Raw genomic sequence first — 22,847 nt, forward strand, 5'->3', positions numbered from 1 at the left:
ATGGAAACCCGCGCCAGCTACATCCTTGTCGGCAGCTTCGTGCTGGCCCTGGTCGCCGGCCTGCTGGTCTTCACCGCCTGGATCGCCAAGGTCCAGCTGGACGAATCGCGCGAGACCTACCGCATCTACTTCACCGGCTCCGTCACCGGCCTGCAGCAGGGAAGCCCGGTGCGCTACCGCGGCGTGCCGGTGGGCACGGTGACCGACATCCGGCTCGACCCCGACAACGTGACGCGGGTCCGGGTGACGATCCAGGTGCAGAAGGGCACGCCGATCATGACCGATTCCATCGCCTCGCTGGAGGTGCAGGGTATCACCGGCGGCGCCTATGTCCAGATCTCCGGCGGGACGGAGGGGGGAAAGCGGCTGACCGCCACCGACGCCGACGGGGTGCCGACCATCCCGTCGCGCCCCAGTTCGCTGACGGCGGTGGTCGACAGCGCGCCGCAGCTGGTCAACCGCGCGCTTGAGGTCATCACCAGGTTGGGCGAGCTGCTGAACGGCGAGAACCAGCAGGCCATCGGCGAGATCCTGAACAACGCCCGCATCCTCAGCGGCGAGCTTGCCCGCGCCGGCTCCGGCCTGGAGGAGACGATGGCCCAGGCCCGGCAGACGCTGAACGGCTTCGAGGCGGTCGGGCCGCAGTTGGACCGCACTCTGGCCCAGGCGCGGGAAACGCTGGCGACGGTGGACGGCAGCGCCAAGCAGCTGACCGGGGACACGCGCGAGCTGATGCGCTCGCTGAAGCGCACCTCCGACACTCTGAACGCCCTGATGGCGGAAAATCGCGAGCCGGTGCGCGACTTTACCGCCACCGGACTATATGATTTGACGCTGCTGATCTCCCAGCTGCGCGACCTGTCCGGCCAGCTGTCGCGGGTGATCACGCGAATCGAGAACGATCCGTCGAACTTCCTGTTCGGTGGGACGCGTCAGGGTGTGGAGGTGCGTGGGAAATGACGGTGACGGCGATCTTGCGGAAGGGGACGGGCAAAGGGGCGGTGCGGTCGGCGCTGCGCGCGGTGGCGGGGGCCGTCCTGCTGCTGGGGCTTGCCGCCTGCGCCACGCTGAACCCGACGGCGCCGCAACTCTACACCCTCACCCCGCGCGCCACCGTCGCTCCCGGTCCCAAGGTCGACTGGCAGCTGCTGGTCGAAACGCCGTCCGCCGCCGCCGGGATCGACACGCCGCGCATCGCGCTGGCCCGCACGCCGACCTCGCTCGACTATTTCGCCGACGTGTCCTGGGCCGACCGGGCGCCCAACATGGTGCAGGGGCTGATCGTCCAGACCTTCGAGGACAGCGGACGGATCGTCTCGGTCGGGCGTGACACGGTGGGTCTGCGCTCCGACTATGTGCTGAAATCGGACCTGCGCGACTTCCAGGCGGAATACGCGACGCCGGGTGCGGCCATGCCGGACCGGGTGCATGTGCGCCTGTCGGCCAAGCTGGTCGCCATGCCGCGCCGGACCATCGAGGCGAGCGAGACCTTCGAGGCGTCGGTTCCCGTGCGTGGCCGGTCCTTCACCGACATCGTCACCGCCTTCGACGAGGCGCTGGGCCTCGTCTCCGGCGAACTGGTGAACTGGGCGCTGTCGCAGCGTCTCCCCGCCCCCGGCAGCTGACCGGCGAAGCGCGGGCACGTCTGCGTCCGCAGGTGCCGCAGCGGAAAAGCCCTTGCCACCTCCGCATAGCCGCGTACGTAATTGGGTTGTTCGCGCAGCGCAGGATCGGGCGATGACGGATTTGTCGGACGTGTCCCGGGAAGAGTTGGAGGCGATGGCCGAGGCCGGACGCGAGGTGCGCCTGTGCCAGCGTGTCCTTGCCAAGACCGGCGACACGGTGGTGGGCGAGCTTCTGCGCGGCCACGGCACGCTGTACGAGTGGAAGCACTATCCGCCGGGCGATGTCTACGACGCTGAATTCCATGCCCAGTACTATTACCACTGCCATCCCGAGGGCGAGCGGCCCAACGGGGAGCATGGGCATTTCCACACCTTCCTGCGGCCCCACGGCATGCCGCCCGGCCTGCGGCCGGCGCCGCTGCCCGATTTCCAGCCGCCGGAGAACGACAACGACGCGCTGTCGCACCTGATCGGCATCGCCATGGACGTCGCCGGCCAGCCGGTGCGTCTGTTCACCACCAACCGCTGGGTGACGGGGGAGACCTGGTACGGGGCCGACGACGTGATTGCCATGCTCGACGCCTTCGAGGTCGACCATGCCCGGCCGTCCTGGCCCGCCAACCGCTGGATCACCGCGATGATGCGGCTGTTCCGCCCGACCATCGTCGGCCTGCTGCACGAGCGCGACGCCGCCATCCGCCGCTGGGCCGACGCCCACCCCGACGCCTATGTCTACGAGGACCGCGGGCTGGAGGTGGCCTCCCAGCGCCACATCTCGGTGGAGGAGCAGATCGCCGGGATCGCCATCCACCTGCGCGGCGCCCGCCGCCGCCGCCCGATCCTGCCGGAACCGCCCAGCTTCGTCGAACAGCCCTGATCCGCGGCCCAGATCCCGCAAGGCCGATCCCGCAAATCCCATCCTGCAGGCCCGGCCCCTTCCCGACGATCTATGACCCTCCGGCGTTAATGAAGGTTCAACCGTTTCTGAAGATTCTTGATTGTGTGGACAAGTCTCCGCCCACATCCGCGCGGGTTATCGCCTCTTCGCGACCAATAAGGAGACGGATCAGGGCAGGAAGGGTCCCGGACCCATGAGTGACGGTATGAAAGCGGGTCATCTGACCCAGGAGGACGTGGCGCGGCTGCTGGCCGACCCGTCCCCGAACAGCCGGACCGATCTGGCCGCCAAGCTGGCCCAGCAGTTCGACAGCCCCGGGCTGTCGCAGGCCGAGCACAAGCTGGCGGAGGACATCATCCGCGTGATGGTCAACGACACGGTCCTGCGTGTCCGCCAGACCCTGGCCGAGAACCTGAAATCCAGCCCGTCCCTGCCGCGCGACGTGGCGCTGAGCCTCGCCCGCGACGTGGAGGCGGTGGCGATCCCGGTCCTCAGCGTCTCCACCGTGCTGACCCCGGCCGATCTGGTCGAGATCGTCCGGTCCGGGGGGGCCGGGGCCGAGGCCAAGAGCACCGCCATCGCCCAGCGCCCGACCGTGCCGGCGGTGGTGGCCGACGCGCTGATCGAAAGCGGGTCCGAACGCGCCGTCGCCGCCCTGGTCGCCAACGAAGGGGCGGAGCTGGGCGAGCGGAGCCTGGGCCGCGTCATCGACTGTTTCGGCGACAGCGAGGCGGTGCAGGATCCGCTGGTCCACCGCTCCAAGCTGCCGATCACCATCGCCGAACGGCTGGTCGCCGTGGTGTCGGAACGGCTGCGCCAGCATCTCGTCGCGCACCATGAGCTGCCGGCCAAGGTCGCGTCGGAGCTGATCCTGCAAAGCCGCGAGCGGGCGACCGTGGCCCTGTTCACCGGGGAGAGCGACGAAGGCGCCCTGGACCGGCTGGTGGGCCAGCTTGCCCGGACCGGCCGGCTGACGCCCTCGCTGCTGCTGCGCTCGCTGTGTACCGGCGACATCGTCTTCTTCGAGATGGCCATGTCGCGCATGGCGAATGTGCCGCTGACCAACGCCCGCCTGCTGATCCACGATGCCGGCCGGCTGGGGCTGAAATCGCTCTACGACAAGGCGAAGCTGCCGCCGGCCCTGCTTCCGGCCTGCCGCATCGCCATCGACGTGCTTAAGGAGACGCCCTATGACGGCGAACCCGGCGACCGCGAGCGCCACCGCCGCCGCGTCATCGAGCGCATCCTGACCCAGTACGAGGATTTGGCGCCCGAGGATCTGGAATTCCTGCTGGCGAAGCTGGGCGACATCATGCAGCCGGAAAACGCCGCGGCGTGACCGAGCGGACAGCTTTCACGGATGCAAGCCCGGCCGGGCCGGCGGAGACCGTCCGCCGTCTCGAAGCCCGCGTGGCCGAGCTGGAGGCCGCCTTGCGGCAGAGCGAGGCGCGGACGGGCGAAGCGCGTTTCCGCTCCCTGGTGCAGACCGCGGCCAGCATCATCCTGGTCCTGGGCGAGGACGGCAGCGTGCAGGAGGCCAACCGGGAAGCCGAACGCGCCTTCTGCGTGGACGGCGGCAGCGCCATCGGCCGCCATTGGACGGAGGTGATGGGGGAACGCCCGACCGGGGCCTTCGCCGCCCAGCTCGCCATCGCCGTCCAGGGCACGGAGGTCCGCAACTTCGAACAGGCGCTGCGCGAGCAGGACCGCATAAGCGAGCGGGTGTTCCTGTGGAACCTGAACCGCCTGCCGGAGGCGGAGGGTGTGCCGCCGGGCATCCTGTGCGTCGGCCAGGACATCACCCGGCGCAAGCGGGCGGAACTGGCTCTGCGGCAGGCCCGCGACGAGCTGGAAATGCGCGTCGCCGAGCGCACCCGCGCGCTGATGCAGGAAATCCAGGAACGCCGTCGCGCCGAACAGGCGCTGATCCAGGCCAAGGAGCAGGCCGAACTGGCGAACCGGGCCAAGAGCGAGTTCCTGGCCAACATGAGCCACGAACTGCGCACCCCGCTGAACGCCATCATCGGATTCTCTTCGATGATGGAAAGCGAGATCGTCGGGCCGTTGGGCCATCCCAAATACCTCGACTATGCCAAGGTGATCGGCAAGTCGGGGCAGCATCTGCTGGCCGTCATCAGCGACATCCTGGACGTCGCCAAGATCGAGGCGGGAAAGCTGGAGATGCATCCGCAGCCGATGGACGTTCGCGACGCGGTGGAAAGCTCTTTGCTGCTGATCGGCGAGCGGGCGAAGGAAAGCGGCCTGACCCTGACCCAGGACATCGCCCCCGATACCCCGCACCTGCTGGGCGACCCGGTGCGGGTGAAGCAGATTCTGCTGAACCTGCTGTCCAACGCCGTCAAGTTCACCCCCGCCGGCGGCAGCATCGCGCTGCGCGTGCAGCCGGATCGCGGCCGTGTCCTGATCGAGGTCGCCGACACCGGCATCGGCATGAGCGCCGCAGGCATCGCCGTGGCCCTGCAACCCTTCGGACAGGTCGACAGCCAGTTGTCCCGCCGCGCCGGCGGCACCGGGCTGGGCCTGCCGCTGGTCCGCTCCTTCGTCGATCTGCTGAAGGGCACGCTGGACATCCGCAGCCGCGAAGGGGAGGGCACGACGGTCAGCGTGCGCCTGCCGGTTGCGCCGCCATATGATGGGGAATGATCGGAATATGAAATGTCGGTGATGGGTGCCGCGCCGGTGGGGGATCGGCGCGATGCGACGTTGTCGGCGGCGTCATCGCCGGCTGCGCCATTGTCGATTGCAATGGTGTTCGGGATTTCCGGTGTCGATCCGCTGGAATGGGACGCCTGCGCGGCCGGCAAGGGGCCGTTCGTGAGCCATGCCTATCTCAGTGCATTGGAGGACAGCGGATTGGCGGGGCCGGCGAATGGCTGGCGCCCTGCCCACATGATCCTGCGGGAGGCGTCGGGCCGGATGGTTGGGGCGGCCCCCCTTTACCTGCGCGACCGTTCGACGGATGAGCACTGGCCCGATCAGCCATGGGTCGACGGCTACCAGGCGGCGGGTGGACGCTATTTTCCCAAGCTGCTCATGGACGTCCCCTACACCCCGGTGACCGGCGCGCGGATCCTGCTGCGGGAGGGGGGACCGCCCGGCGTGGCCGATGCGCTGATCGACGCGTTGCGATCCCTGGCCCACAAGCATGGCCTGTCTTCCATCCATGTCGGCTTCCCGAACGAGGAGGACCGCAGCCGGTTGGAGAGGGCGGGGTGGCTTACCCGTCATGGCGTCGACTACGAATGGAGGAACGAAGGGTACCGCGACTTCTCCGATTTCACCTCTGCCCTGTCGAAGCGGCGGCGCGGCGTGCTGCTGTGGGAGCGCCGCAAGGTCGCTGCCAGCGGAGTGCGGTTCCGTGAGGTGCCGGGCAGCCGGGTCGGGGAGGCCGACGCCGCGGTTTTCCTCGATCTGGTGACCGACCTTCACGTTCGCCGGGGGCGGCGTCAGGCGCTGACCATGGATTTCGTCCTGCGGTTCTGTGCCGCCTTCGGCGATGCCGTGAAGCTGACCTTCGCCGAATCCGGCGGCGTGGCGATCGGCACATTGATGACCGTGGAAGGGGATGATTGCCTCTATCTCCGAACTTGGGGCGCAAGAGAGGACACGCGGTTCGTCCATTTCGAAACCTGTTATTACCGCACCGTCGAATGGGCGATCGCCCATGGCCTGAACCGGGTTGATGCGGGGCGCGGCGGACCGCACAAGCTTGACCGTGGTTTCCAGCCGAAACTTACCCATGCCTGCCATTGGTTCCTGCACACCGACATGCGGCGTGCGGTGGCGGAGGGGTTGGAGCCACACAATGCGAAGATGCTCGACTGCTTCGCACAGGAACAGGCGCGCTCGCCCTTTCGCCAGCCGGAAGAGGGCGGTAAGGGTCGATAGCCGCTTGCACGGCGCGGCAAGCCGCGCCACCTTGACTGTTTGAATAGGTGACAGGCGGGGTGGGACATGACGGTGAGCCGGGATGATCTGAAGACGCGCATCGGGCAGGCGCTGGGCGAGGCGAAGGCCGATCTGGTCATCAAGAACACGCGCTTCCTCAATGTCGTGACCGGCGAGATTGCGGAGGGCGACATCGCCGTCTGCGGCGAGGTCATCGTCGGCACCTACGAATCCTATGACGGGGTGGAGGAGATCGACGGGCGCGGGCTGACCGTGGTGCCGGGCTTCATCGACACCCATGTCCATTGCGAATCCACCTGCGTCACCCCGCAGGAGTTCGACCGCTGCGTCCTGCCGCGCGGCACCACCACCGCCATTTGCGACCCGCATGAGATCTGCAACGTGCTGGGCGAGCAAGGCCTCCGCTATTTCCTCGACAGTGCCGGCGGGACGGCGCTCGACCTGTTCGTGCAGCTGTCCTCCTGCGTACCGGCGACGGAGCTGGAGACGTCGGGCGCGCGGCTGGAGGCGCCGGACCTGATCCGCCACATGGACCATCCCCGCGTGCTGGGATTGGCGGAGTTCATGAATTTTCCCGGCGTCTTCCACAAGGTGGACGGCGTGCTGGACAAGCTGGCCGCCTTCGACGGGCGCCACATCGACGGCCACGCCCCGCTGGTGTCGGGGAAGGAGCTGAACGCCTATCTGTCCTGCGGCATCCGCAACTGCCACGAGACCACCAGCGCCGCGGAAGCGATGGAGAAGCTGCGCAAGGGCATGCAGGTGCTGATCCGCGACGGGTCGGTGTCGAAGGACGTCCATGCCCTGGCCGAAGTCATCAGCCCCGAAACCTCGCCCTTCCTGGGATTCTGCACCGACGACCGCAACCCGCTGGACATCGCCGAGGAAGGGCACATGGATCACCTGATCCGCAGCGCCATCCGCCTCGGCGCGCCGGTCGCCCATGTCTACCGCGCCGCCACCTGGTCGGCCGCCCGCGGATTCCGCCTGTATGACCGCGGGCTGGTGGCGCCGGGCCATCGCGCCGACCTGGTCCTGCTCGATGACCTGGAGGATTGCGCGGTCAACCGCGTCATCCGCAACGGCAGGGTCGTCGGCCCGCACAGCTTCGACGGCCTGCCGGCGGTGACGCCGGTGGGGCTGGATTCGGTGAAGCTGGAGCCGGTGGCGGAGGAGGATTTCGCCGTGCCGGCTGGCGGGTCGGTCCAGTCGGTGATCGGGCTGGAGCCGGGCAGGATCCTGACCGAGCACCGGCGGATCGAGGTTCCGGTGGTGGGCGGCCGGATGGTGGCCGATCCGTCGCGCGACCTGCTGAAGATCTGCGTGTTCGCCCGCCATGGCAGCAACCGCAACATCGGCCGCGGCTTCGTCCAGGGTTTCGGCTTCGCGGAGGGGGCGCTGGCGTCGTCCGTCGGGCATGACAGCCACAACATCTGCGTGGTGGGGGCGAGCGACGCCGACATGCGGATCGCCGTCAACTGGCTGATCGAGCTTCAGGGCGGCTTCGTCGCCGTGCGCGACGGCAAGGTGGTGGGCGAGCTTGCCCTGCCGCTGGCCGGGCTGATGAGCCTGGAGCCGTTCGAAACGGTGGAGGCGAAGCTGCGCACCCTGCGCGCCGCCGTCCGCGCCATGGGTTGCCCGCTGGCCGAGCCGTTCCTGCAGCTGGCCTTCCTGCCGCTGCCGGTCATCCCGCATCTGAAGATCACCGACCGCGGCATGGTCGATGTCGACAGGTTCGAGCTGATTGCCGCCTGAATGGGCTGATTGCCTGGAAAAGAGGCGGAGGCGCGGCGAATGGGCAGAGCCTGACCGCTCCGGAACCAGGAAGCACGGGTGCCTGACGGATCCCCTTTCCTCTTGCGGGAAAGGGGCTTTCGAGCCGGCGCGCTCCGTCCGAAAATCGGCAGCAAGGGCGCCGGACCCTCTGGCACAGGCTTTGCCACGACGACACGTTATTCGTTGTTCGTCATCGAGCGAGCATGTTCAGCCATGACCCATCTGGCCCCCATGATCCACCAGTTGCACGACCTGCTGCCTGTCCGGCCGCCGGAGACCGTGTCGATGCGGACACGGGACGGCGTGCGGCTGGATGCGGACCTCTATCGGCCCGACGCCGCCGGCACATGGCCAGTGCTGCTGCTGCGCGTGGCCTGCGGCCGGCGCATCGCGCTGACCAGCCATTATGCCCATCCCCGCTGGTACGCGGCGCAGGGCTATGTCGTGGTGGTGCAGGATGTGCGCGGCTGCGGCACGTCGGACGGCCGTTTCCGCCCCTTCGAGGCGGAGCGGGAGGACGGGGCCGACGCCGTGGCCTGGGCGGCCTCGCTGCCGGGGTCGTCGGGCGTGGTGGCGATGTATGGCTGCGGCTATGCCGGGATGGCGCAGTGGCTGGCGCTGGCGGAGCGGCCGGGCGCCCTGCGCGCGGTGGCGCCGGCCTTCGCCGGCTGGGACGTCTTCTCCGACTGGGCTTATGAGGGCGGCGCCTTCCGGCTGGCCGACGCGATGGACTGGGCTCTGCGCAGCGCCGCCGAGGCGGCGCGGCGGGTGGAGGACGGCACCGGCCACCGCATCCTGTCCGATGCGGCGCGCAGCCTGCCCGTCGACGACGAGATCCCGTCGCGGCCGCAGGCCCTGCGCGATTATGCCCGCTATTCCCATTACGACGACTGGCTGACCAACCCCGTGCCCGGCCCGGCCTGGACCGCGCTGTCGCCCAAGGCGATGCGGGCGGACATGCCGGCCGACGTCGCGGTGCTGCAGATCGGCGGCTGGTACGACCCCCGGCTGGCCGGCACGCTGGATGCGCATGACCTGCTTGCGGCCGACCGGCTTGCTGCTCGGGGCCGGGCGTCGGTGCGGCTGGTGATCGGTCCCTGGGGCGCCGACGGACCCGCCGCGGCGCCGGGGGAGGGGCCGACGCTCGACACGCTGCAACTCTCCTGGTTCGATCGGGTGCTGAAAGGGCAGGGATCGGACCGTGGCGGCCCGGTGCGCCTGCATGACGTGGAAACCGGGCGCTGGCACGACCTGCCCGGCTTGCCCACGGCCGAGGCGGTGCTTCATCTGACCAGCGACGGCCTCGCCAACCGGCAGGGCGGCCGGCTGGGGCCGGAGATGCCCGATTTCGAGGCACTCGACGTGGTGGTGCATGATCCGCGCGGCCCGGTGCCGACGGTCGGCGGCCATGCGGTGCCGTCCGCCGCCGGCCGCCACGACCGCGCCGCCGTCGACCGCCGGCCGGATGTGGCGACCTACACCAGCCTGCCCTTGGACGAACCGTTGATGCTGGCCGGGCGGGTCGCGCTGGATTTGTGGGTGGAGGCCGACGCCCCGTCCTTCGACGTCAGCGCCGTGTTGTCGGTGCTGCGCCCCGACGGGCAGGTGCTGCCGCTGACCCAGGGCCATGCGCGGGTGGAGCCGGGCGATCCGACCCGGCCGCTGACCATCGCCATGCGGGCGGCCTGCGCCACGCTGGCGCCGGGATCGGCGCTGCGCCTCAGCCTCGCCGGCTCCTGTTTCCCCGCCTATCCGGTCAATCCCGGCACCGGGGCCGAGCCGGGCGAGACCCGCCGGGTCGATGCGCTGCCGATCACGCTGCTGATCCACAGCGGCCCGGACCGTCCGTCGCGCCTGCGCCTGCCGGCCTCATGAACGTCAGGCCCAAAAATCTCTGGCCCGAAAACCTTAAGGACCGCCGGGTTCGTCCGTATCGGCCCTGCCCGCAGCCTCCAGGCAGTAATCCAGGCTCTGCGACAGGAGCCGCATCATCAGGTCGCGGAACGGCGTCTTGTCGCCGACCGCCCAGGCCCGCTCGACGAGATCGAGATAAAGGTCGCGGTCTTCCGCCTGGACCACCACCGGCGGGTAGCCGGCGCGATTCAGGATCAGGTTGCACAGCAGCAGCGCCGTGGCGCGGTTGCCGGTGTGGAAGGGGCGGATGGCGCTCAGCTTGTAATGCGCCTCGAAGGCGGCGTCGGGACCGGCGTCCGATTTGCGCATCCAGGTCGACAGCGCCGACATCGATACGCGCAGCTTGGCCGGATCGGGCGCCGTTTCCGCCGGATCGTCCTTCGGCGCGCCGTTGCGGTATTTCCCGGCCTCGTCCTCGATGCCGCGATACAGAACGCTGTGGAAGGCGGAGACCGTGCGTTCGGTCACGGCGCCCGTCGGATCGAAGGACAGCCGCGCCATCAGTTCCAGCGCCGCGCGATGGTTCAGCACGAAACGCTGCTCCTCCGCCGCGCGGTGGCGCAGGATGCTGCCGCGCTCCAGGATCGCCTTGACGTCGGCGGGCTTGACCGGCACCTCCTCCAGCGCGGCGGCGGCGGCGGTGAGGTCCAGTTCGAAGCGGTCGGCGATGCCATGCACGACCTCCTGCGGCAGGGGGCGGGCAGCGTCCAGCGCCCGTTTCTTCTCCGCGATCTCTTCGAGCAGGGCCATCGGTCACTCTGATCTGGTGAATGGGAGCGGTCTGGTGGCTGGAAGCCGGTTCAACGGGGCTCGGCGCAACATGCCGCGCCCCCTGCGGGGATTTGCCGCTTGGACGGGCACGGTTGCCGGTTTTAGGATCCCTGTCAAGATGTCCACAACCCAGCCATGGCCGGCCGCAACCGCTTTAAAAGGGCGGAGGCGCTTGAATTCGCGGGATGCGAGGGGGGAGGTCGCTGCGATGACCTATGTCGCCTGGGACGAATCCATGAGCGTCGGCGTGCCCGTGCTCGACGACGAGCATCGACGCCTTCTCGACCTGTTCAACGGCCTGCTGGAAAGCGGCATCACCCCCGCCAACCGGGAGGAGCTGTCCAGCCTGCTCGCCAGCCTCAAGGACTATGTCGCCGTCCATTTCGCGCGGGAAGAGGCGATGATGGAGCGTTGCGGCTATCCCGAACTGGACCGCCACCTCGCCGCCCACCGCTATTTCGCCGGCGAGGTCAATAAGCTGGCCCAGGACTTCGAAGGCGGCAACCCCACCATGCTGCGTGTCGACCTGATCCTTCTGCTGAAGGACTGGTTCGTGGAGCACATCCAGCAGACCGACAGCCTGTACAAGCCCTATGTGGGGGAGCCCCCCTCTGCCCCGCGCTCAAGCGCCAATGATTTTTGCGCGTAAGCGGGGGGAAAGAGGGGACACTGCGTTACTTCGCCGCCGCCTTCCGCTCGGCCATCCCCCCGTCCAGCTTGGCCTGGATGGCGGCCTTGTCGGTGTCCTCGTCAGCGTTTCGCAGCGCGCGCATCCACTGGAACCGGGCCTCGTTGCGGCGGCCGGCGCGCCAATAGGCGTCGCCGAGATGGTCGTTGATGGTGGGGTCGCCCGGCTTCAGTTCCACGGCGCGCTCCAGCTTCGCGACCGCGCCCTCGAAATCGCCCAGCTTGTAGAGGGCCCAGCCCAGGCTGTCGACGATGTAGCCGTCGCGCGGGCGCAACTCCACCGCGCGCTCCACCATCGCCCTGGCCTTGTCCAGATGCTCGCCCCGGTCGATCCAACTGTAGCCGAGGAAGTTCAGCAGCGACGGTTCGTCCGGCCGCAGCGTCAGCGCGGTCTGCAGGTCGGCCTCCGCCTGCGGCCACTGCTTGGTCCTCTCATAGCTCATGGCGCGGGCGTACAGCAGCGGCCAATGCCGTTCCTGCGGTGCGCCGATCCGCTCCAGAGCGGTCGTGTAGGCGGAGATCGCCTCGTCATACCGCTTGGCATAGCGGTAGATGTCGCCCAGCCGCGTCACGGCGTCGGTGCGCTCCGGCCGGTCGGCGGACAGGGCCTTGAGCACCGCGATGGCGTCGTCGTTGCGGTTCATGCGGGCGAGGCTGTCGGCTTCGCGCATGCGGGCGGTCCAGCCCAGCAGCGGATCCTCCGCCAGCCGCCGGTAGGCGGTCAGCGCCTCCTCATGATGATCGCGGGAGGCGACGATGTCGCCGATCAGCAGATGGGCGAGCGGCAGATCCTCGCGCAGGTGCAGCGCGATGCGGCCGAACAGAAGCGCCGGTTCGTCGGCATTCTCGTGATGCAGGGCGCTGCCCAGGTCGAACAGCGCCTCGGCAAGGCCGGAGCGGGCGTCGGGCACCGGGCGGGCGTCGGACGGCGCCTTTGCCATGACCTCCAGCGCCGGCTCCACCAGCAGCCCGTCGGGGTTGCCGGCCTGGAAGGTCTCGTAGAGCTTGCGCGCCTCGTCCGTGCGGCCGGTGCGCATCATGAAGTTGCCGACGATCTGCACCACCCGCAGCGGCGCCTCGGTGTCCATCACCTTGACATAGCGGGCGGCGGCATCCTCGCTGCGTCCGGCGAGGTCGAGGATCAGGGCGGCATGCAGGTTGTAGAGCGCACCGAAGCCCTGGACTGCGGCCAGCGGTTCCAGCGCGGCCAGCGCCTCGTCCGTCTTGCCGCGGGCGGTCGCCAGCCAGGCGCGGGTCAGCGGGGTTATGAAGCGGCCCAGCCCATCGGCCGGCAGGCGGGCGGCATAGCCGTCGGCCTCGTCCAGCTTGCCCTTGGCGAGCGCATCGGCGGCCAGCAGGGTCAGCGCCATCTGCGGCTCGGCCTGCTCGCCCAGCAGGCGGGCGGCATAGCCGATGGCGGTGTCGACCTGCCCCTCGCCCAGCCGCAGCAGGAAGGTGCGGCGCAGCAGGGCCTGATCGTCGGGATCGGCGGCCAGCGCATGGGCGGTGAAGCGCGCCGCCGCCGTCCAGTCGTCGTTGTGCTGGGCGTGGCGGCCGGCCAGATAGCTGCCGGTGGCGGAACCGGCGGTCTCGCCGGGCGGGCCGGCTGCGAAGGCCGGGGCCGGCGCGGCGCCTGCGAACACGCCAGCGGACAGCAGGGCAGCCAGCAGAACGGCCCGGGAGATCGGCAGCAACCGGCGTCGGAAACTCGTCATGCTCTCGTCACCTCGTTTTCCGAGTCGGTATCCCATCATTTTCGGCAGGGCGCGGGCAAGTGACTTTCGTGCCCTCCCCCTTTGCGAAACCGGTCAACGCCAATCGCGCCTCACCTGTTCTATCCGTTCGGCGCGCAAAATGTCGGTGGCGTGGGCGTCCATATGGGCGCGCAGGCCTTCCGGCATGCCCGGCGACAGCGTGGCGCCCTCCACCGACCAGCGGGCCATCCAGGACAGGGTGCGCAGCCAGGTGAGACGCCGCAACGGCTTCAGCCAGGGCCGCACCTCGTCGGCGAGGTCGCCGGGAACCGCCATCGCCCAGGCCTCGACGAAGGCGTCGATGTCGGCCGGCGCCAGCTCCGCATTCACCGCGGGATCCCATTTGGTGGAGGTGTAGAGGCTGGCATGGGCGAGGTCGCTTGCCGGATGGCCGTATTGCAGCTTCTCCAGGTCGGTGAACCAGGCCTTGCCGTAACCGTCGATCAGGAAATTGCCGGGATGCACGTCCACCCCCACCGCGGTCAGCGGCATCGGGGCTTCCGGCGGCGGTGCGAGGTCGCCGGCACGGGCGGCGGCAAGCTCCTCCGCGATCAGGGCGCGGGCGCCGGCATCCAGCGCGGCGCGGTCGAACCACTCCGCCTGCCGCTCCACCTGGGCCAGCAGGGCGGCGACCGGATCGGGCGGGGCGGGCAGCGGCTCGTAGAAGTCCGGCGGGGCCATGCGGTGGATCGCCGCCAGTGCGCGGCCGATGGCCGGCATGTCGCGGGGCAGGACGGGGGTGCGCCCCTCCACCTCGCCGACCACCAGCGCGCCCAGCGGCAGCCCCTCGCCCGGCGGCAGCAGGCCGGCGAAGCGCGGGGTGTGGCCCGACGGTTCCGCCCGCCGGAAGGCGGCGGCCTGCCGGTCGAGCGCCGTCCAGGCGTCGAGGCCAAGCTGGCTCCAGCGCGGGATGCGGGCGACCAGCCGCCGGCCGCGCAGCCGCACATGGTCGTGGGCGACGCCCTTCAGCGGCATCGGCTCCAGCGCGTCGGGGGCGAGGTCGGCAAGGCGAGGCAGCCGGATCAGGGCGGCGTGCAGGGCCTCCGTCGAAAAACCGGCGGGTCCGCTCACGCCATATGCTCGCGCAGGCGGGGCATCAGCTCCACGAGGTTGCAGGGGCGGTGGCGGTTGTCGAGCTGCCAGACCAGGATGTCGTCCCAGGCGTCGCGGCAGGCGCTGGGCGAACCCGGCAGGGCGAAGATGTAGGTGCCGTTGGCGACGCCGCCGGTCGCCCGGCTCTGGATGGTGGAGGTGCCGACCTTGGCGTAGCTGAGGTAGCGGAACAGCTCGCCGAAGCCGGGGATCGCCTTTTCATAGAGCGCCTCGACCGCTTCCGGCGTCACGTCGCGGCCGGTGACCCCGGTGCCGCCGGTGGTCAGCACCACGTCGATCTGCGGATCGGCGATATGGGCCTGCACCTGCGCGCGGATCGCCGCGATGTCGTCGCGGACGATGGTCCGGGCGGCGAGCCGGTGGCCGGCCCCGGCGATCCGCTCCGCCAGCGCGTCGCCGGACCGGTCGTCGGCGGCGCTGCGGGTGTCGGACACCGTGATCACCGCGATGTTCACGGGAAGGAAGGGGCGGCTCTCGTCGATCTTCGGCATGGCGGCAGGCGTGTCCTCGTGTCGGGCCGGAGCCCGACAATGGGCGCGCCGGCGTCAGGGTATCGGGTTGGCCTCCCCCCGCTCCGCCACCGTTTCCACCGGAGCGCGCGCCGCCGGGGCCTCCGTGGTCGGAGACTCGGCCACCGCCGCATCCGCAGCCGGGACCGCGGGCTTCGTCGCCGGCAGCGGGTCCGGCAGCGGATCCGGCAGCGGATCCGTTTGCGCCGCGACCTGGGTGGCGGCCTCCACCGGGATGTAGGACGGCCACTTTCCGTCGGCGACGGCGTCGAGCGAGGTGGGCTCCTGGCCCAGCCGAAGCTGGTAGATCCAGAAGTTGGCCATCACCTTCTCCACATAGTCGCGCGTCTCGCCGAAGGAAAGGCTTTCGATGAACAGCAGGGGATCGGTGATGTCGCTCAACTCCCGCCGCCAGCGCGCCAGAGTGCCCGGCCCGGCATTGTAGGCGGCGGCGGCGAGGAACAGGTTGCCGTCGATATCCGGCATGCCCAGCAGCTCGGTCAGGTAGCGCTGGCCCAGCTCCATGTTGCGGGAGGGATCGAACAGGGCGTCGCGGCTGGCATCCTCGCTGCCGATGTCGGCGTGGCGTTCGCGCACATGCTGGGCGGTGCTGGGCAGGATCTGCATCAGCCCGGTCGCCCCGGCGGAGCTGACCAGACGCGGGTCGAAACGCGATTCCTGGCGCATCACCGCGAAGACCAGCGCCCGGTCCACCGCGAAGCCGTCGCGCGGCGTCCAGCGCGGCAGGGGGTAGAGGGCGGCGGCATAGGGCGCCCCGTCCGGTCCGGCCACGGCGTTGCCCAGCCGCAGCGACAGGGTCGCCACCCCGGCGCGGTCGGCCAGCGCCACCATCGCCTGCTCGACCAGCGGGTCGCCCTTGGGATGGATGCGCTGCAGTTCCATGCCGGCGAGTTCACGCTGGCCCACCTGCAGCAGGGCGATCGCGCGGGATCCTGCCGGCTTGGCCGCCATCGCCGCCAAGCTCTTTCCGCTCAACTCCGGCGCCTGCCAGCGCACATCGTGCAGCGTGCCCAGGGTGCGCAGCGCGATCAGGCCGTAGAAGGTGTGGGGATAGCGCGCGGCGGCGGCCAGATGCTCGGCCGCCTCCTTCTCCTTGCCGGGCTTGCGGGCCAGGGCGCGGGCCGCCCAGTAATCGGCCGCCGCCGCCTTCCAGGGGGAGCGCGGGCCGGCGGCGGCCATGCCCTGGAAATGGCGGGCGGCGCGGTCGGTCTGCTTCAGCCGCCATGCGGACAGCCCGGCGATCCAATGCGCTTCCGGCAGCATGTCGCCCGACCGGGCGGCGCTGGCCGAGGCGAGCGTCAGCGCCTGCGCCGTCTCGCCGGAATAATAGAGGGATGCCGCGATGCGGGCGCGGGCGGCGTCATACTGCACGGTGTCGAGCTTGCCGCCGAACTCGTCCTGGTTCAGCAGGGCCAGGGCGTTGCCGGCGCGGCCGGAACGCAGCAACTCCTCCACCCGCGCCACGGCGGCGCGGTCGCTGCGGGCGCGGGACACGGTGCGGCTGCGCGGGGCGACGGTGACGCCGTCCTCGTCGTCGTCCTCGTTCGCGGCGACGGTGCGCAGGCCGCCCAGCCGTTCCAGCGAGCCGACGAGCCGCACGCGCTCCTCCCCCCGCGGGGGCTTCGGCGCGCGCTGGCCGGCGGGTTGGCGTTTCTGCGCCAGGCTGTGTACCCGCTCCGCCCCGGCGAGGTCGCCGTAATCCTGCATCCAGCGGGCGAGTTCCTCGTAGCCGGCGCGGCGGTCGGGGTGGAGATAGCGCTGGCGCAGGACATAGCCGACCAGCCGGCGGTCCTTCAGCTTCGCCATCTCGGCGTCGGCGGCATCCCAGTCCGCCTGTTCCTGCAGCGCGAAGATGCGGCGGTAGCGGCCGGCATCCTCCTCGTCCAGTTGGACGGCGCGGGCCTCGTCATCCGCGGCGAGCAGCAGCGGGGAGCCGGCCGTGCCGGCGGACGCTTCGGCCGCCGGAGCGTCGGAAGACGGATCGCCGGAAGCCTGGTCGCCTTGAGCGGGCGGCTCGCCGAAATCGAAGGTATCGGGGTCGGGCACGGAATCCGGGCCGGGCGGGACGACGGCGTGACCGTCCGGCGCGTGAATAATGAGGGCGGCACTGGCGGGGCGGAGCCCTGCCGCACCGTCGGGTCCCAGGGTATAAGCCACCGTGAGACCCAGCACCCCCAGAAGGTTCCGCCGCAGCGGGACCGCGTTCGCGGCCCTGTATGCTGCACTGCAAAAAATCCGGAGCATTGTTCCGAAATAGCGCAAGCGCCCGCGAACCGCAAGCAACGGATTCGCGCGGAATGTGTCGTCTCCGGTATTCGCCAGTTCCTACAACGGGTTAAGGGAAGTGGGAAAATGGCCTTAGCCCGTTGGGAAGGTGCCTTTCGGCGTGGCGGCATTGCATTTGTGGCGCGTGGCCGGTGCAGTCATACGAACGATTTGGGTGAAACTCCGGCGACGCTTTTTTTCTTACGAATACTTGATGCCGACTTCGTCGATCTTTTGCCGAAGCGCAAGCATGTCGCGCCACGCCTCCCGCTTGGCGATCGGGTTGCGCAGGAGGTAGGCCGGATGGAGCATGGGCATCAGCGGCACCGCCTCGCCGGTTCCCTCATAGCTCCGCCATTGCCCGCGCAGGCGGGTGATGCCCTCCGCGCGGTTCAGCAGGGTCTTGGCCGACACGCCGCCCAGCGCCACCAGCAGCTTCGGCCGCACCAGCTCCACATGCCGTTCCAGGAAGGGCAGGCAGGCGGCGATCTCGGCCTGGGTCGGGCTGCGGTTGCCCGGCGGGCGCCAGGGCAGGATGTTGGTGATGTAGACCTTGCCGCGGTCCAGCCCGATCTGCGCCAGCATGCGGTCCAGCAGCTTGCCGCTGACCCCGACGAAGGGCTTGCCTTGCCGGTCCTCGTCCTCGCCCGGCGCCTCGCCGATCAGCATGACCGGAGCCTGCGGATTGCCGTCGGCGAAGACGGTGTTCATCGCGGTGGCTTTCAGCGGACAGCCGTCGAAGCCGCGCAGCGCCGCCTCCAGCGCCTCCAGGGTCTGCGCCTCATGCGCGCGGGCGCGGGCCTGGATGCCGGCCTCGCTGGCGCCCAGAGGCTGGTCGGGCGACGCGAAGAGGGCGGCCGGACGCGGGGCCGCCGGGGCGGGCGCCCGAGTCGGCGCGGGACCGCGCGCCGGCCCGGCACCCATCCCTGTGCCCATCCCTGTGCCGGGCGCGGCGGCGCCCGCGGGTATGGCGCGCGCCGCCGGCCGGGCGGAGAAGGTCGCCCAGTCGATCGGCTCGTCGCCGATGGCCTCGTCGCAGCCGATATCGGCATGCCAGCGCAGCGCGTCGAGGATATCGCTTACGTCAATCATCGTTTGACCTTACCACAGATCGTGTGGTCTTACATGTCTCGATACCCAATTTGGGTGCGGTGCAAACCGTGCTACAAGCACGCGCCCGCAAAACACCATAGGGCGTCCCGAGGGAAACAGTACCAAAACAAGACGTTGGGGGAGTGTGGTTATGGAACGCGAACCGCGCGAGGTCATGGAATACGATGTTCTGATCGTCGGCGCCGGCCCGTCGGGTCTGAGCGCTGCGATCCGCCTGCGGCAGCGCGCGGTCGAGACCGGGCAGGAGTTGAGCGTCTGCGTGATCGAGAAGGGGTCGGAGGTCGGCGCCCATCTGCTGTCCGGCGCCGTCTTCGAACCGCATGCGCTGGACGAGCTGATCCCCGACTGGAAGGAGAAGGGTGCGCCGCTGACCACCCCGGCGCGCGAGGACCATTTCCTCTTCCTGACGGAAACGAAGGCCCACAAGTCGCCCTTCACCCCGCCGCAGATGAACAATCACGGCAACTACATCATCAGCCTGGGCAATCTGGCCCGCTGGATGGCGACCCAGGCCGAGGAGCTCGGGGTGGAGATCTACCCCGGCTTCGCCGCCGCCGAGGTGCTGTATGACGACAACGGCGCGGTGAAGGGCGTCGCCACCGGCGACATGGGCATCGGCAAGGACGGCGAGAAGACCGGCAACTACACGCCCGGCATGGAGCTGCACGCCAAGCAGACCATCTTCGCCGAGGGCTGCCGCGGCTCGCTGACCAAGACCCTGTTCGAGCGGTTCGACCTGCGCCGCGACTGCCAGCCGCAGACCTACGGCATCGGCATCAAGGAACTGTGGGAGGTCGATCCGTCACAGTCGAAGCCGGGCCTGATCGTCCACACCATCGGCTGGCCGATGGACCCCAAGACCTATGGCGGGTCGTGGCTGTATCACATGGAAGGGAATCTGGTGTCGGTCGGCTTCGTCGTCGGCCTCGACTACTGGAACCCGCACATGAGCCCGTTCGAGGAGTTCCAGCGCTACAAGACCCACCCGGCGATCCGTCCGACCTTCGAGGGCGGCCGTCGTCTGGCCTATGGCGCCCGCGCCCTGTCGGAAGGCGGCTTCCAGTCGATCCCGAAGCTGACCTTCCCCGGCGGCCTGATCGTCGGCGACGGCGCCGGCTTCCTGAACGTGCCGAAGATCAAGGGCAACCACACCGCCATGAAGTCGGGCATGGTCGCGGCCGAGGCGGTGTTCGACCACCTGACCGGCGGCAGCGACAACGGTCCCGAGGTCATCGCCTATCCCGAGAAGCTGAAGCAGTCCTGGGTCTGGCCGGAGTTGTACGCGGTCCGCAACATCCGTCCGGGCTTCCAGAAGGGCCTGTGGGCCGGTCTGGCCAACGCCGCCTACGAGACGGCGCTGAAGGGCAAGTCGCCCTGGACGCTGAAGCACCACGCCGACCACACCACCCTGGTGAAGGCCAGCGAGGCGCCGAAGATCGTCTACCCCAAGCCGGACGGCAAGGTCAGCTTCGACCGCCTGTCCTCGGTCTACCTCTCCAACACCAACCATGAGGAAGACCAGCCGCCGCACCTGACGCTGAAGGACAAGTCGGTCCCGATCAGCGTCAATCTGGCGCTCTACGACGCGCCGGAGCAGCGCTATTGCCCGGCCGGCGTCTACGAGATCGTCCGCAACGACGACGGCAGCGACCCGCGCCTGCAGATCAACGCGCAGAACTGCGTCCACTGCAAGACCTGCGACATCAAGGATCCCACCCAGAACATCAACTGGGTCGTGCCGGAAGGCGGCGGGGGTCCGAACTATCCGGGCGGGATGTAAGAGGGAGGTCTGCCCCTTCCCCCATGCGCAGGCGCGGGGGGAAGGGGCAGTCGGCAGTCACGCGGGTGTCGGTTGCGCCGCCGGCCACTCCTAACTATAACGCAGGCGGTAACCTCTCTGCGACGGCGCGATGATCGTTTCCTGCCCGACCTGTTCAACGCGCTATACCCTGTCCGACGAGTCGCTCGGCACCGACGGCCGCAAGGTGCGTTGTGCCCGCTGCGGCCATACGTGGTGGCAGATGCCGGAGGGGGCAGGCCCCGAGCCGGTGGCCGCCGACGCGCCGACGGAAATACGGCAGGCGACCCCGGCAAAGGCCGCGGCGAAGGCGGCCGGCAAGAGCAAGCCCAAGCCGGCGAAGGCTCCACGGGCCAAGCCGGCGCGCGGCACGGTGATCGGCTTCGCGCTGCTGGCAGTGTTCGTCTCGGGGACCGTGGCCGCCGGCTATTTCGGCCGCGATGCCATCGTCCGCAGCTGGCCGCCCGCCGCCCTTCTCTACGAGACCATCGGGATGCAGGCCGAACCGCCGGGCTTCGGGCTGGAGCTGCGCAGCGTCCGCTCCGAGCAGAAGACGGAGGGCGGGGCGACCGTCCTGCTGCTGGACGGCGAGATCGCCAACACCACCGATGTCGAGCGCGCGCTGCCGCCGCTGCGCGCCATCACCTTCGGCGCCGAGCGCAAGCCGCTGCAGAGCTGGACCATCGAGCCGCCCGCGTCCGTGCTGCTGCCGGGTGCGGTGGTGAGCTTCCATCACAGCCAGCCGGAGCCCGGACCGGTGACCGAGGTGACCATCACCTTCGGCGGCCAGCCGCCGGGGCTGGATGCGCCGGCCCCCGAAAAGACCGCAGAAAAGACGGGCGAAAGGCACGCTCCTGAAAAGCATGCCGGCGATAAGCACGCCGGTCACTGATCCGGTCGCGGCCCGGCCGCGTCACCGCTCCGGAATGCCGTGTTTGCGCAGCTTGTTGGCGATCATGGTGTGCGAGGTGTTCAGCCGCGCCGCCAGCTTTCGGCTGGACGGGAAACGCGGATAGAGCCGGCGCAGCAGCGACCGCTCGAAGGCGTCCACCGCCTCCTCCCAGCTTTCGGCATCCTCCGCCGGCATTCCGGCGGATTGCATGCCGGCCCCGGCCAGTTCCAGGTCGGCGGCGTCCAGCGTGCCGCCGTCGCTCATGGTGACGGCGCGGAAGATGACGTTCTCCAGTTGGCGGACGTTGCCGGGCCAGCGGTTGGCGAGCAGCGCCGCCGCCGCCGCCGGGGTCAGCCGGCCGGGCGGACGGCGGGCCTGCGCCGCGGCGCGGGCGATGAAATGGCGGGCCAGCAGCAGGATGTCGTGCCCGCGCTCGCGCAACGGCGGCACGTTCAGAGTCAGCACGTTCAGGCGATAGAACAGATCCTCGCGGAAGCTGTGGTCGGCGACCATCGCCTCCAGCGAGCGGTGGGTCGCGCTGATGACGCGGACGTCGACCTTCTGCTCGCGCTCGCCGCCGACCCGGCGGAAGCTGCCGTCGTTGAGGAAGCGCAGCAGCTTGGCCTGGAGATAGGCCGACATCTCGCCGATCTCGTCCAGGAAGACGGTGCCGCCATGGGCCAGTTCCAGGAGGCCGGGCTTGCCGCCGCGCTGCGCCCCGGTGAAGGAGCCGGGGGCGTAGCCGAACAGCTCGCTCTCCGCCAGATTTTCCGGCACGGCGGCGCAGTTCAGCGCCAGGAAGGGCTTGTCGCGGCGCGGGCTGGCGCGGTGGCAGGCATGGGCGATCAGCTCCTTGCCGGTGCCGGTCTCGCCCAGGATCAGCAACGGCGCCTCCATCGCGGCAACGCGCGCGGCCCGCGCTTTCAAGGCCCGCACCGGCGGCGATTCGCCGAGGATGCGGTCGAAACCGCGGCCCGATCCCAGATCGTCGAAGTTCTGGATCGCGTGGAGACGCTCGCCCAGGCGCGACGGCGTGAACAGGGTGATGACGGCGCCCGCCGCCTCGACATCGACGATGGGCGTCACCTCCAGCAGGAAGGGTTGGCCGTTCAGCGTCACCTCGCGGCCGGACATGCGGAAACCGCCGTCGGCAAGCGCGCGCGTCAGGCCGGGTTCGCCGAACAGCTCGCCGATGTCGCGGCCGGCGAGGCGCGACTCCGGCAGTCCGGCGACCTGGGCGGCGGCGGCGCTCGCCACCACGACGCGGGCCCCGCGGTCGATCGCCAGAACCGGGTCGGGCAGGGCGGCGAGCAGCGCGTCGAGATGGAGGCGCCGCCGCGTGCCCGGCAGCATGTCGATGGCCGCCACCGACCGCACCCCGGCGATGGTACGCAGCGCGTCGGACAGGGCAGGAAGTGCCGCCGGATCGAGGCCGGGCGCGTCGATGTGGATCAGCGGCGGGTCGACCTCGACGCCGACGACGTTGAGGCGGCGGATCGCCAGCACGGCGAGAATCTCATGGGCGATGCCGACGCGGTCGGTGAAGGTGACTTCGAGGCGCATGGGAGGACGGTTGGGGAGGGAGAATACGACAACCAGTGTACACATTCCGTTACGGCGTATCAAAAACTTTACACCATCACAACGCGCTGATTCTCAACAATCTATCCCCGTCAACCGGTGACCCTGTAAACTTGCGCATACACCCCGTTCCGATGACCACCCGCCGGATCGCAGCAAATCCGCCATTTCCGCCTCTGGCACATTGTTTGCGAACCAAT

Annotated in this window: 18 protein-coding genes; 11 read left to right on the top strand and 7 right to left on the bottom strand. The window is 69.6% G+C overall.

The window, feature by feature from the left end; all coding sequences use genetic code 11:
• From DM194_RS25095 to DM194_RS25130, 8 genes are all read left to right on the top strand, one after another.
• Entirely contained in the window at positions 1-960 is a 960-nt protein-coding gene (locus DM194_RS25095; protein ID WP_111070383.1) for an MlaD family protein, read from the top strand.
• A 2-nt stretch (positions 961-962) separates the two neighbouring features.
• On the top strand, positions 963-1,625 hold the full coding sequence (locus tag DM194_RS25100) for an ABC-type transport auxiliary lipoprotein family protein (RefSeq protein WP_246024660.1): 663 nt from the start codon (positions 963-965) through the stop codon (positions 1,623-1,625).
• 112 nt (positions 1,626-1,737) lie between these two features.
• Positions 1,738-2,502 (top strand): DUF6969 family protein, encoded by a 765-nt coding sequence (locus DM194_RS25105; RefSeq protein ID WP_111070385.1) that lies wholly within the window; start codon positions 1,738-1,740, stop codon positions 2,500-2,502.
• Between the two features lie 226 nt (positions 2,503-2,728).
• Positions 2,729-3,862: a SpbR family protein gene (gene spbR, locus DM194_RS25110; RefSeq protein ID WP_162630182.1), complete on the top strand. Its 1,134-nt coding sequence runs from the start codon at positions 2,729-2,731 to the stop codon at positions 3,860-3,862.
• Complete coding sequence (locus DM194_RS25115) at positions 3,859-5,187, top strand: PAS domain-containing sensor histidine kinase (RefSeq protein WP_111070387.1); 1,329 nt, start codon at positions 3,859-3,861, stop codon at positions 5,185-5,187. The genes spbR and DM194_RS25115 overlap by 4 nt, the downstream gene beginning before the upstream one ends.
• 21 nt (positions 5,188-5,208) lie before the next feature.
• Positions 5,209-6,432 (top strand): GNAT family N-acetyltransferase, encoded by a 1,224-nt coding sequence (locus DM194_RS25120; protein WP_162630183.1) that lies wholly within the window; start codon positions 5,209-5,211, stop codon positions 6,430-6,432.
• 66 nt (positions 6,433-6,498) lie between these two features.
• Positions 6,499-8,208, top strand: coding sequence for an adenine deaminase (gene ade, locus DM194_RS25125; RefSeq protein WP_111070389.1), 1,710 nt, complete (start codon positions 6,499-6,501; stop codon positions 8,206-8,208).
• A gap of 234 nt (positions 8,209-8,442) precedes the next feature.
• Positions 8,443-10,104: a CocE/NonD family hydrolase gene (locus DM194_RS25130; protein WP_111070390.1), complete on the top strand. Its 1,662-nt coding sequence runs from the start codon at positions 8,443-8,445 to the stop codon at positions 10,102-10,104.
• Between the two features lie 33 nt (positions 10,105-10,137).
• On the opposite strand, the gene DM194_RS25135 is transcribed toward DM194_RS25130, so the two are convergent.
• Positions 10,138-10,893, bottom strand: coding sequence for a Fic family protein (locus DM194_RS25135; protein WP_111070391.1), 756 nt, complete (start codon positions 10,891-10,893; stop codon positions 10,138-10,140).
• A gap of 229 nt (positions 10,894-11,122) precedes the next feature.
• Between DM194_RS25135 and DM194_RS25140 the strand changes: the two genes are divergently transcribed.
• A complete protein-coding gene (locus DM194_RS25140) occupies positions 11,123-11,563 on the top strand; it encodes a bacteriohemerythrin (protein WP_111070392.1) in 441 nt (146 codons plus the stop codon).
• A 25-nt stretch (positions 11,564-11,588) separates the two neighbouring features.
• Here DM194_RS25140 and DM194_RS25145 read toward each other — a convergent pair whose 3' ends face one another.
• The 5 genes from DM194_RS25145 to DM194_RS25165 all read right to left on the bottom strand — a co-directional run bounded on the left by DM194_RS25145 (position 11,589) and on the right by DM194_RS25165 (position 18,355).
• On the bottom strand, positions 11,589-13,316 hold the full coding sequence (locus tag DM194_RS25145) for a tetratricopeptide repeat protein (RefSeq protein WP_111070393.1): 1,728 nt from the start codon (positions 13,314-13,316) through the stop codon (positions 11,589-11,591).
• Positions 13,317-13,409: 93 nt separating this feature from the next.
• Positions 13,410-14,426, bottom strand: coding sequence for a phosphotransferase (locus DM194_RS25150; RefSeq protein ID WP_111070394.1), 1,017 nt, complete (start codon positions 14,424-14,426; stop codon positions 13,410-13,412).
• Positions 14,423-14,959 carry a molybdenum cofactor biosynthesis protein B gene (moaB, locus tag DM194_RS25155; protein ID WP_044553526.1) on the bottom strand — a complete coding sequence of 179 codons (537 nt, stop codon included), beginning with the start codon at positions 14,957-14,959 and terminating at the stop codon, positions 14,423-14,425. Before moaB ends, DM194_RS25150 begins: the two co-directional genes overlap by 4 nt.
• A 54-nt stretch (positions 14,960-15,013) precedes the next feature.
• Positions 15,014-17,242 (bottom strand): lytic transglycosylase domain-containing protein, encoded by a 2,229-nt coding sequence (locus DM194_RS25160; protein WP_425457344.1) that lies wholly within the window; start codon positions 17,240-17,242, stop codon positions 15,014-15,016.
• A gap of 222 nt (positions 17,243-17,464) precedes the next feature.
• Entirely contained in the window at positions 17,465-18,355 is an 891-nt protein-coding gene (locus DM194_RS25165; RefSeq protein ID WP_111070396.1) for a uracil-DNA glycosylase, read from the bottom strand.
• A gap of 151 nt (positions 18,356-18,506) precedes the next feature.
• Here DM194_RS25165 and DM194_RS25170 point away from each other — a divergent pair, with 151 nt between their 5' ends.
• The gene (locus tag DM194_RS25170) at positions 18,507-20,156 is read left to right on the top strand and encodes an electron transfer flavoprotein-ubiquinone oxidoreductase (protein WP_111070397.1); all 1,650 of its coding nucleotides are present in this window, start codon (positions 18,507-18,509) and stop codon (positions 20,154-20,156) included.
• A gap of 130 nt (positions 20,157-20,286) precedes the next feature.
• Positions 20,287-21,066, top strand: coding sequence for an MJ0042-type zinc finger domain-containing protein (locus tag DM194_RS25175; RefSeq protein WP_111070398.1), 780 nt, complete (start codon positions 20,287-20,289; stop codon positions 21,064-21,066).
• Between the two features lie 21 nt (positions 21,067-21,087).
• On the opposite strand, the gene DM194_RS25180 is transcribed toward DM194_RS25175, so the two are convergent.
• Positions 21,088-22,629 carry a sigma 54-interacting transcriptional regulator gene (locus DM194_RS25180; RefSeq protein ID WP_111070399.1) on the bottom strand — a complete coding sequence of 514 codons (1,542 nt, stop codon included), beginning with the start codon at positions 22,627-22,629 and terminating at the stop codon, positions 21,088-21,090.
• Between the last annotated feature and the right edge of the window lie 218 nt (positions 22,630-22,847).

The organism is Azospirillum ramasamyi (genome assembly GCF_003233655.1).
Taxonomy (GTDB): domain Bacteria; phylum Pseudomonadota; class Alphaproteobacteria; order Azospirillales; family Azospirillaceae; genus Azospirillum; species Azospirillum ramasamyi.

Coding starts and splice junctions, on each gene's coding strand:
- DM194_RS25095 (WP_111070383.1), top strand. CDS start 1: ATGGAAACCCGCGCCAGCTACATCCTTGTCGGCAGCTTCGTGCTGGCC.
- DM194_RS25105 (WP_111070385.1), top strand. CDS start 1,738: ATGACGGATTTGTCGGACGTGTCCCGGGAAGAGTTGGAGGCGATGGCC.
- spbR (WP_162630182.1), top strand. CDS start 2,729: ATGAAAGCGGGTCATCTGACCCAGGAGGACGTGGCGCGGCTGCTGGCC.
- DM194_RS25120 (WP_162630183.1), top strand. CDS start 5,209: ATGGGTGCCGCGCCGGTGGGGGATCGGCGCGATGCGACGTTGTCGGCG.
- ade (WP_111070389.1), top strand. CDS start 6,499: ATGACGGTGAGCCGGGATGATCTGAAGACGCGCATCGGGCAGGCGCTG.
- DM194_RS25130 (WP_111070390.1), top strand. CDS start 8,443: ATGACCCATCTGGCCCCCATGATCCACCAGTTGCACGACCTGCTGCCT.
- DM194_RS25135 (WP_111070391.1), bottom strand. CDS start 10,893: ATGGCCCTGCTCGAAGAGATCGCGGAGAAGAAACGGGCGCTGGACGCT.
- DM194_RS25140 (WP_111070392.1), top strand. CDS start 11,123: ATGACCTATGTCGCCTGGGACGAATCCATGAGCGTCGGCGTGCCCGTG.
- DM194_RS25145 (WP_111070393.1), bottom strand. CDS start 13,316: ATGACGAGTTTCCGACGCCGGTTGCTGCCGATCTCCCGGGCCGTTCTG.
- moaB (WP_044553526.1), bottom strand. CDS start 14,959: ATGCCGAAGATCGACGAGAGCCGCCCCTTCCTTCCCGTGAACATCGCG.
- DM194_RS25160 (WP_425457344.1), bottom strand. CDS start 17,242: ATGCTCCGGATTTTTTGCAGTGCAGCATACAGGGCCGCGAACGCGGTC.
- DM194_RS25165 (WP_111070396.1), bottom strand. CDS start 18,355: ATGATTGACGTAAGCGATATCCTCGACGCGCTGCGCTGGCATGCCGAT.
- DM194_RS25170 (WP_111070397.1), top strand. CDS start 18,507: ATGGAACGCGAACCGCGCGAGGTCATGGAATACGATGTTCTGATCGTC.
- DM194_RS25175 (WP_111070398.1), top strand. CDS start 20,287: ATGATCGTTTCCTGCCCGACCTGTTCAACGCGCTATACCCTGTCCGAC.
- DM194_RS25180 (WP_111070399.1), bottom strand. CDS start 22,629: ATGCGCCTCGAAGTCACCTTCACCGACCGCGTCGGCATCGCCCATGAG.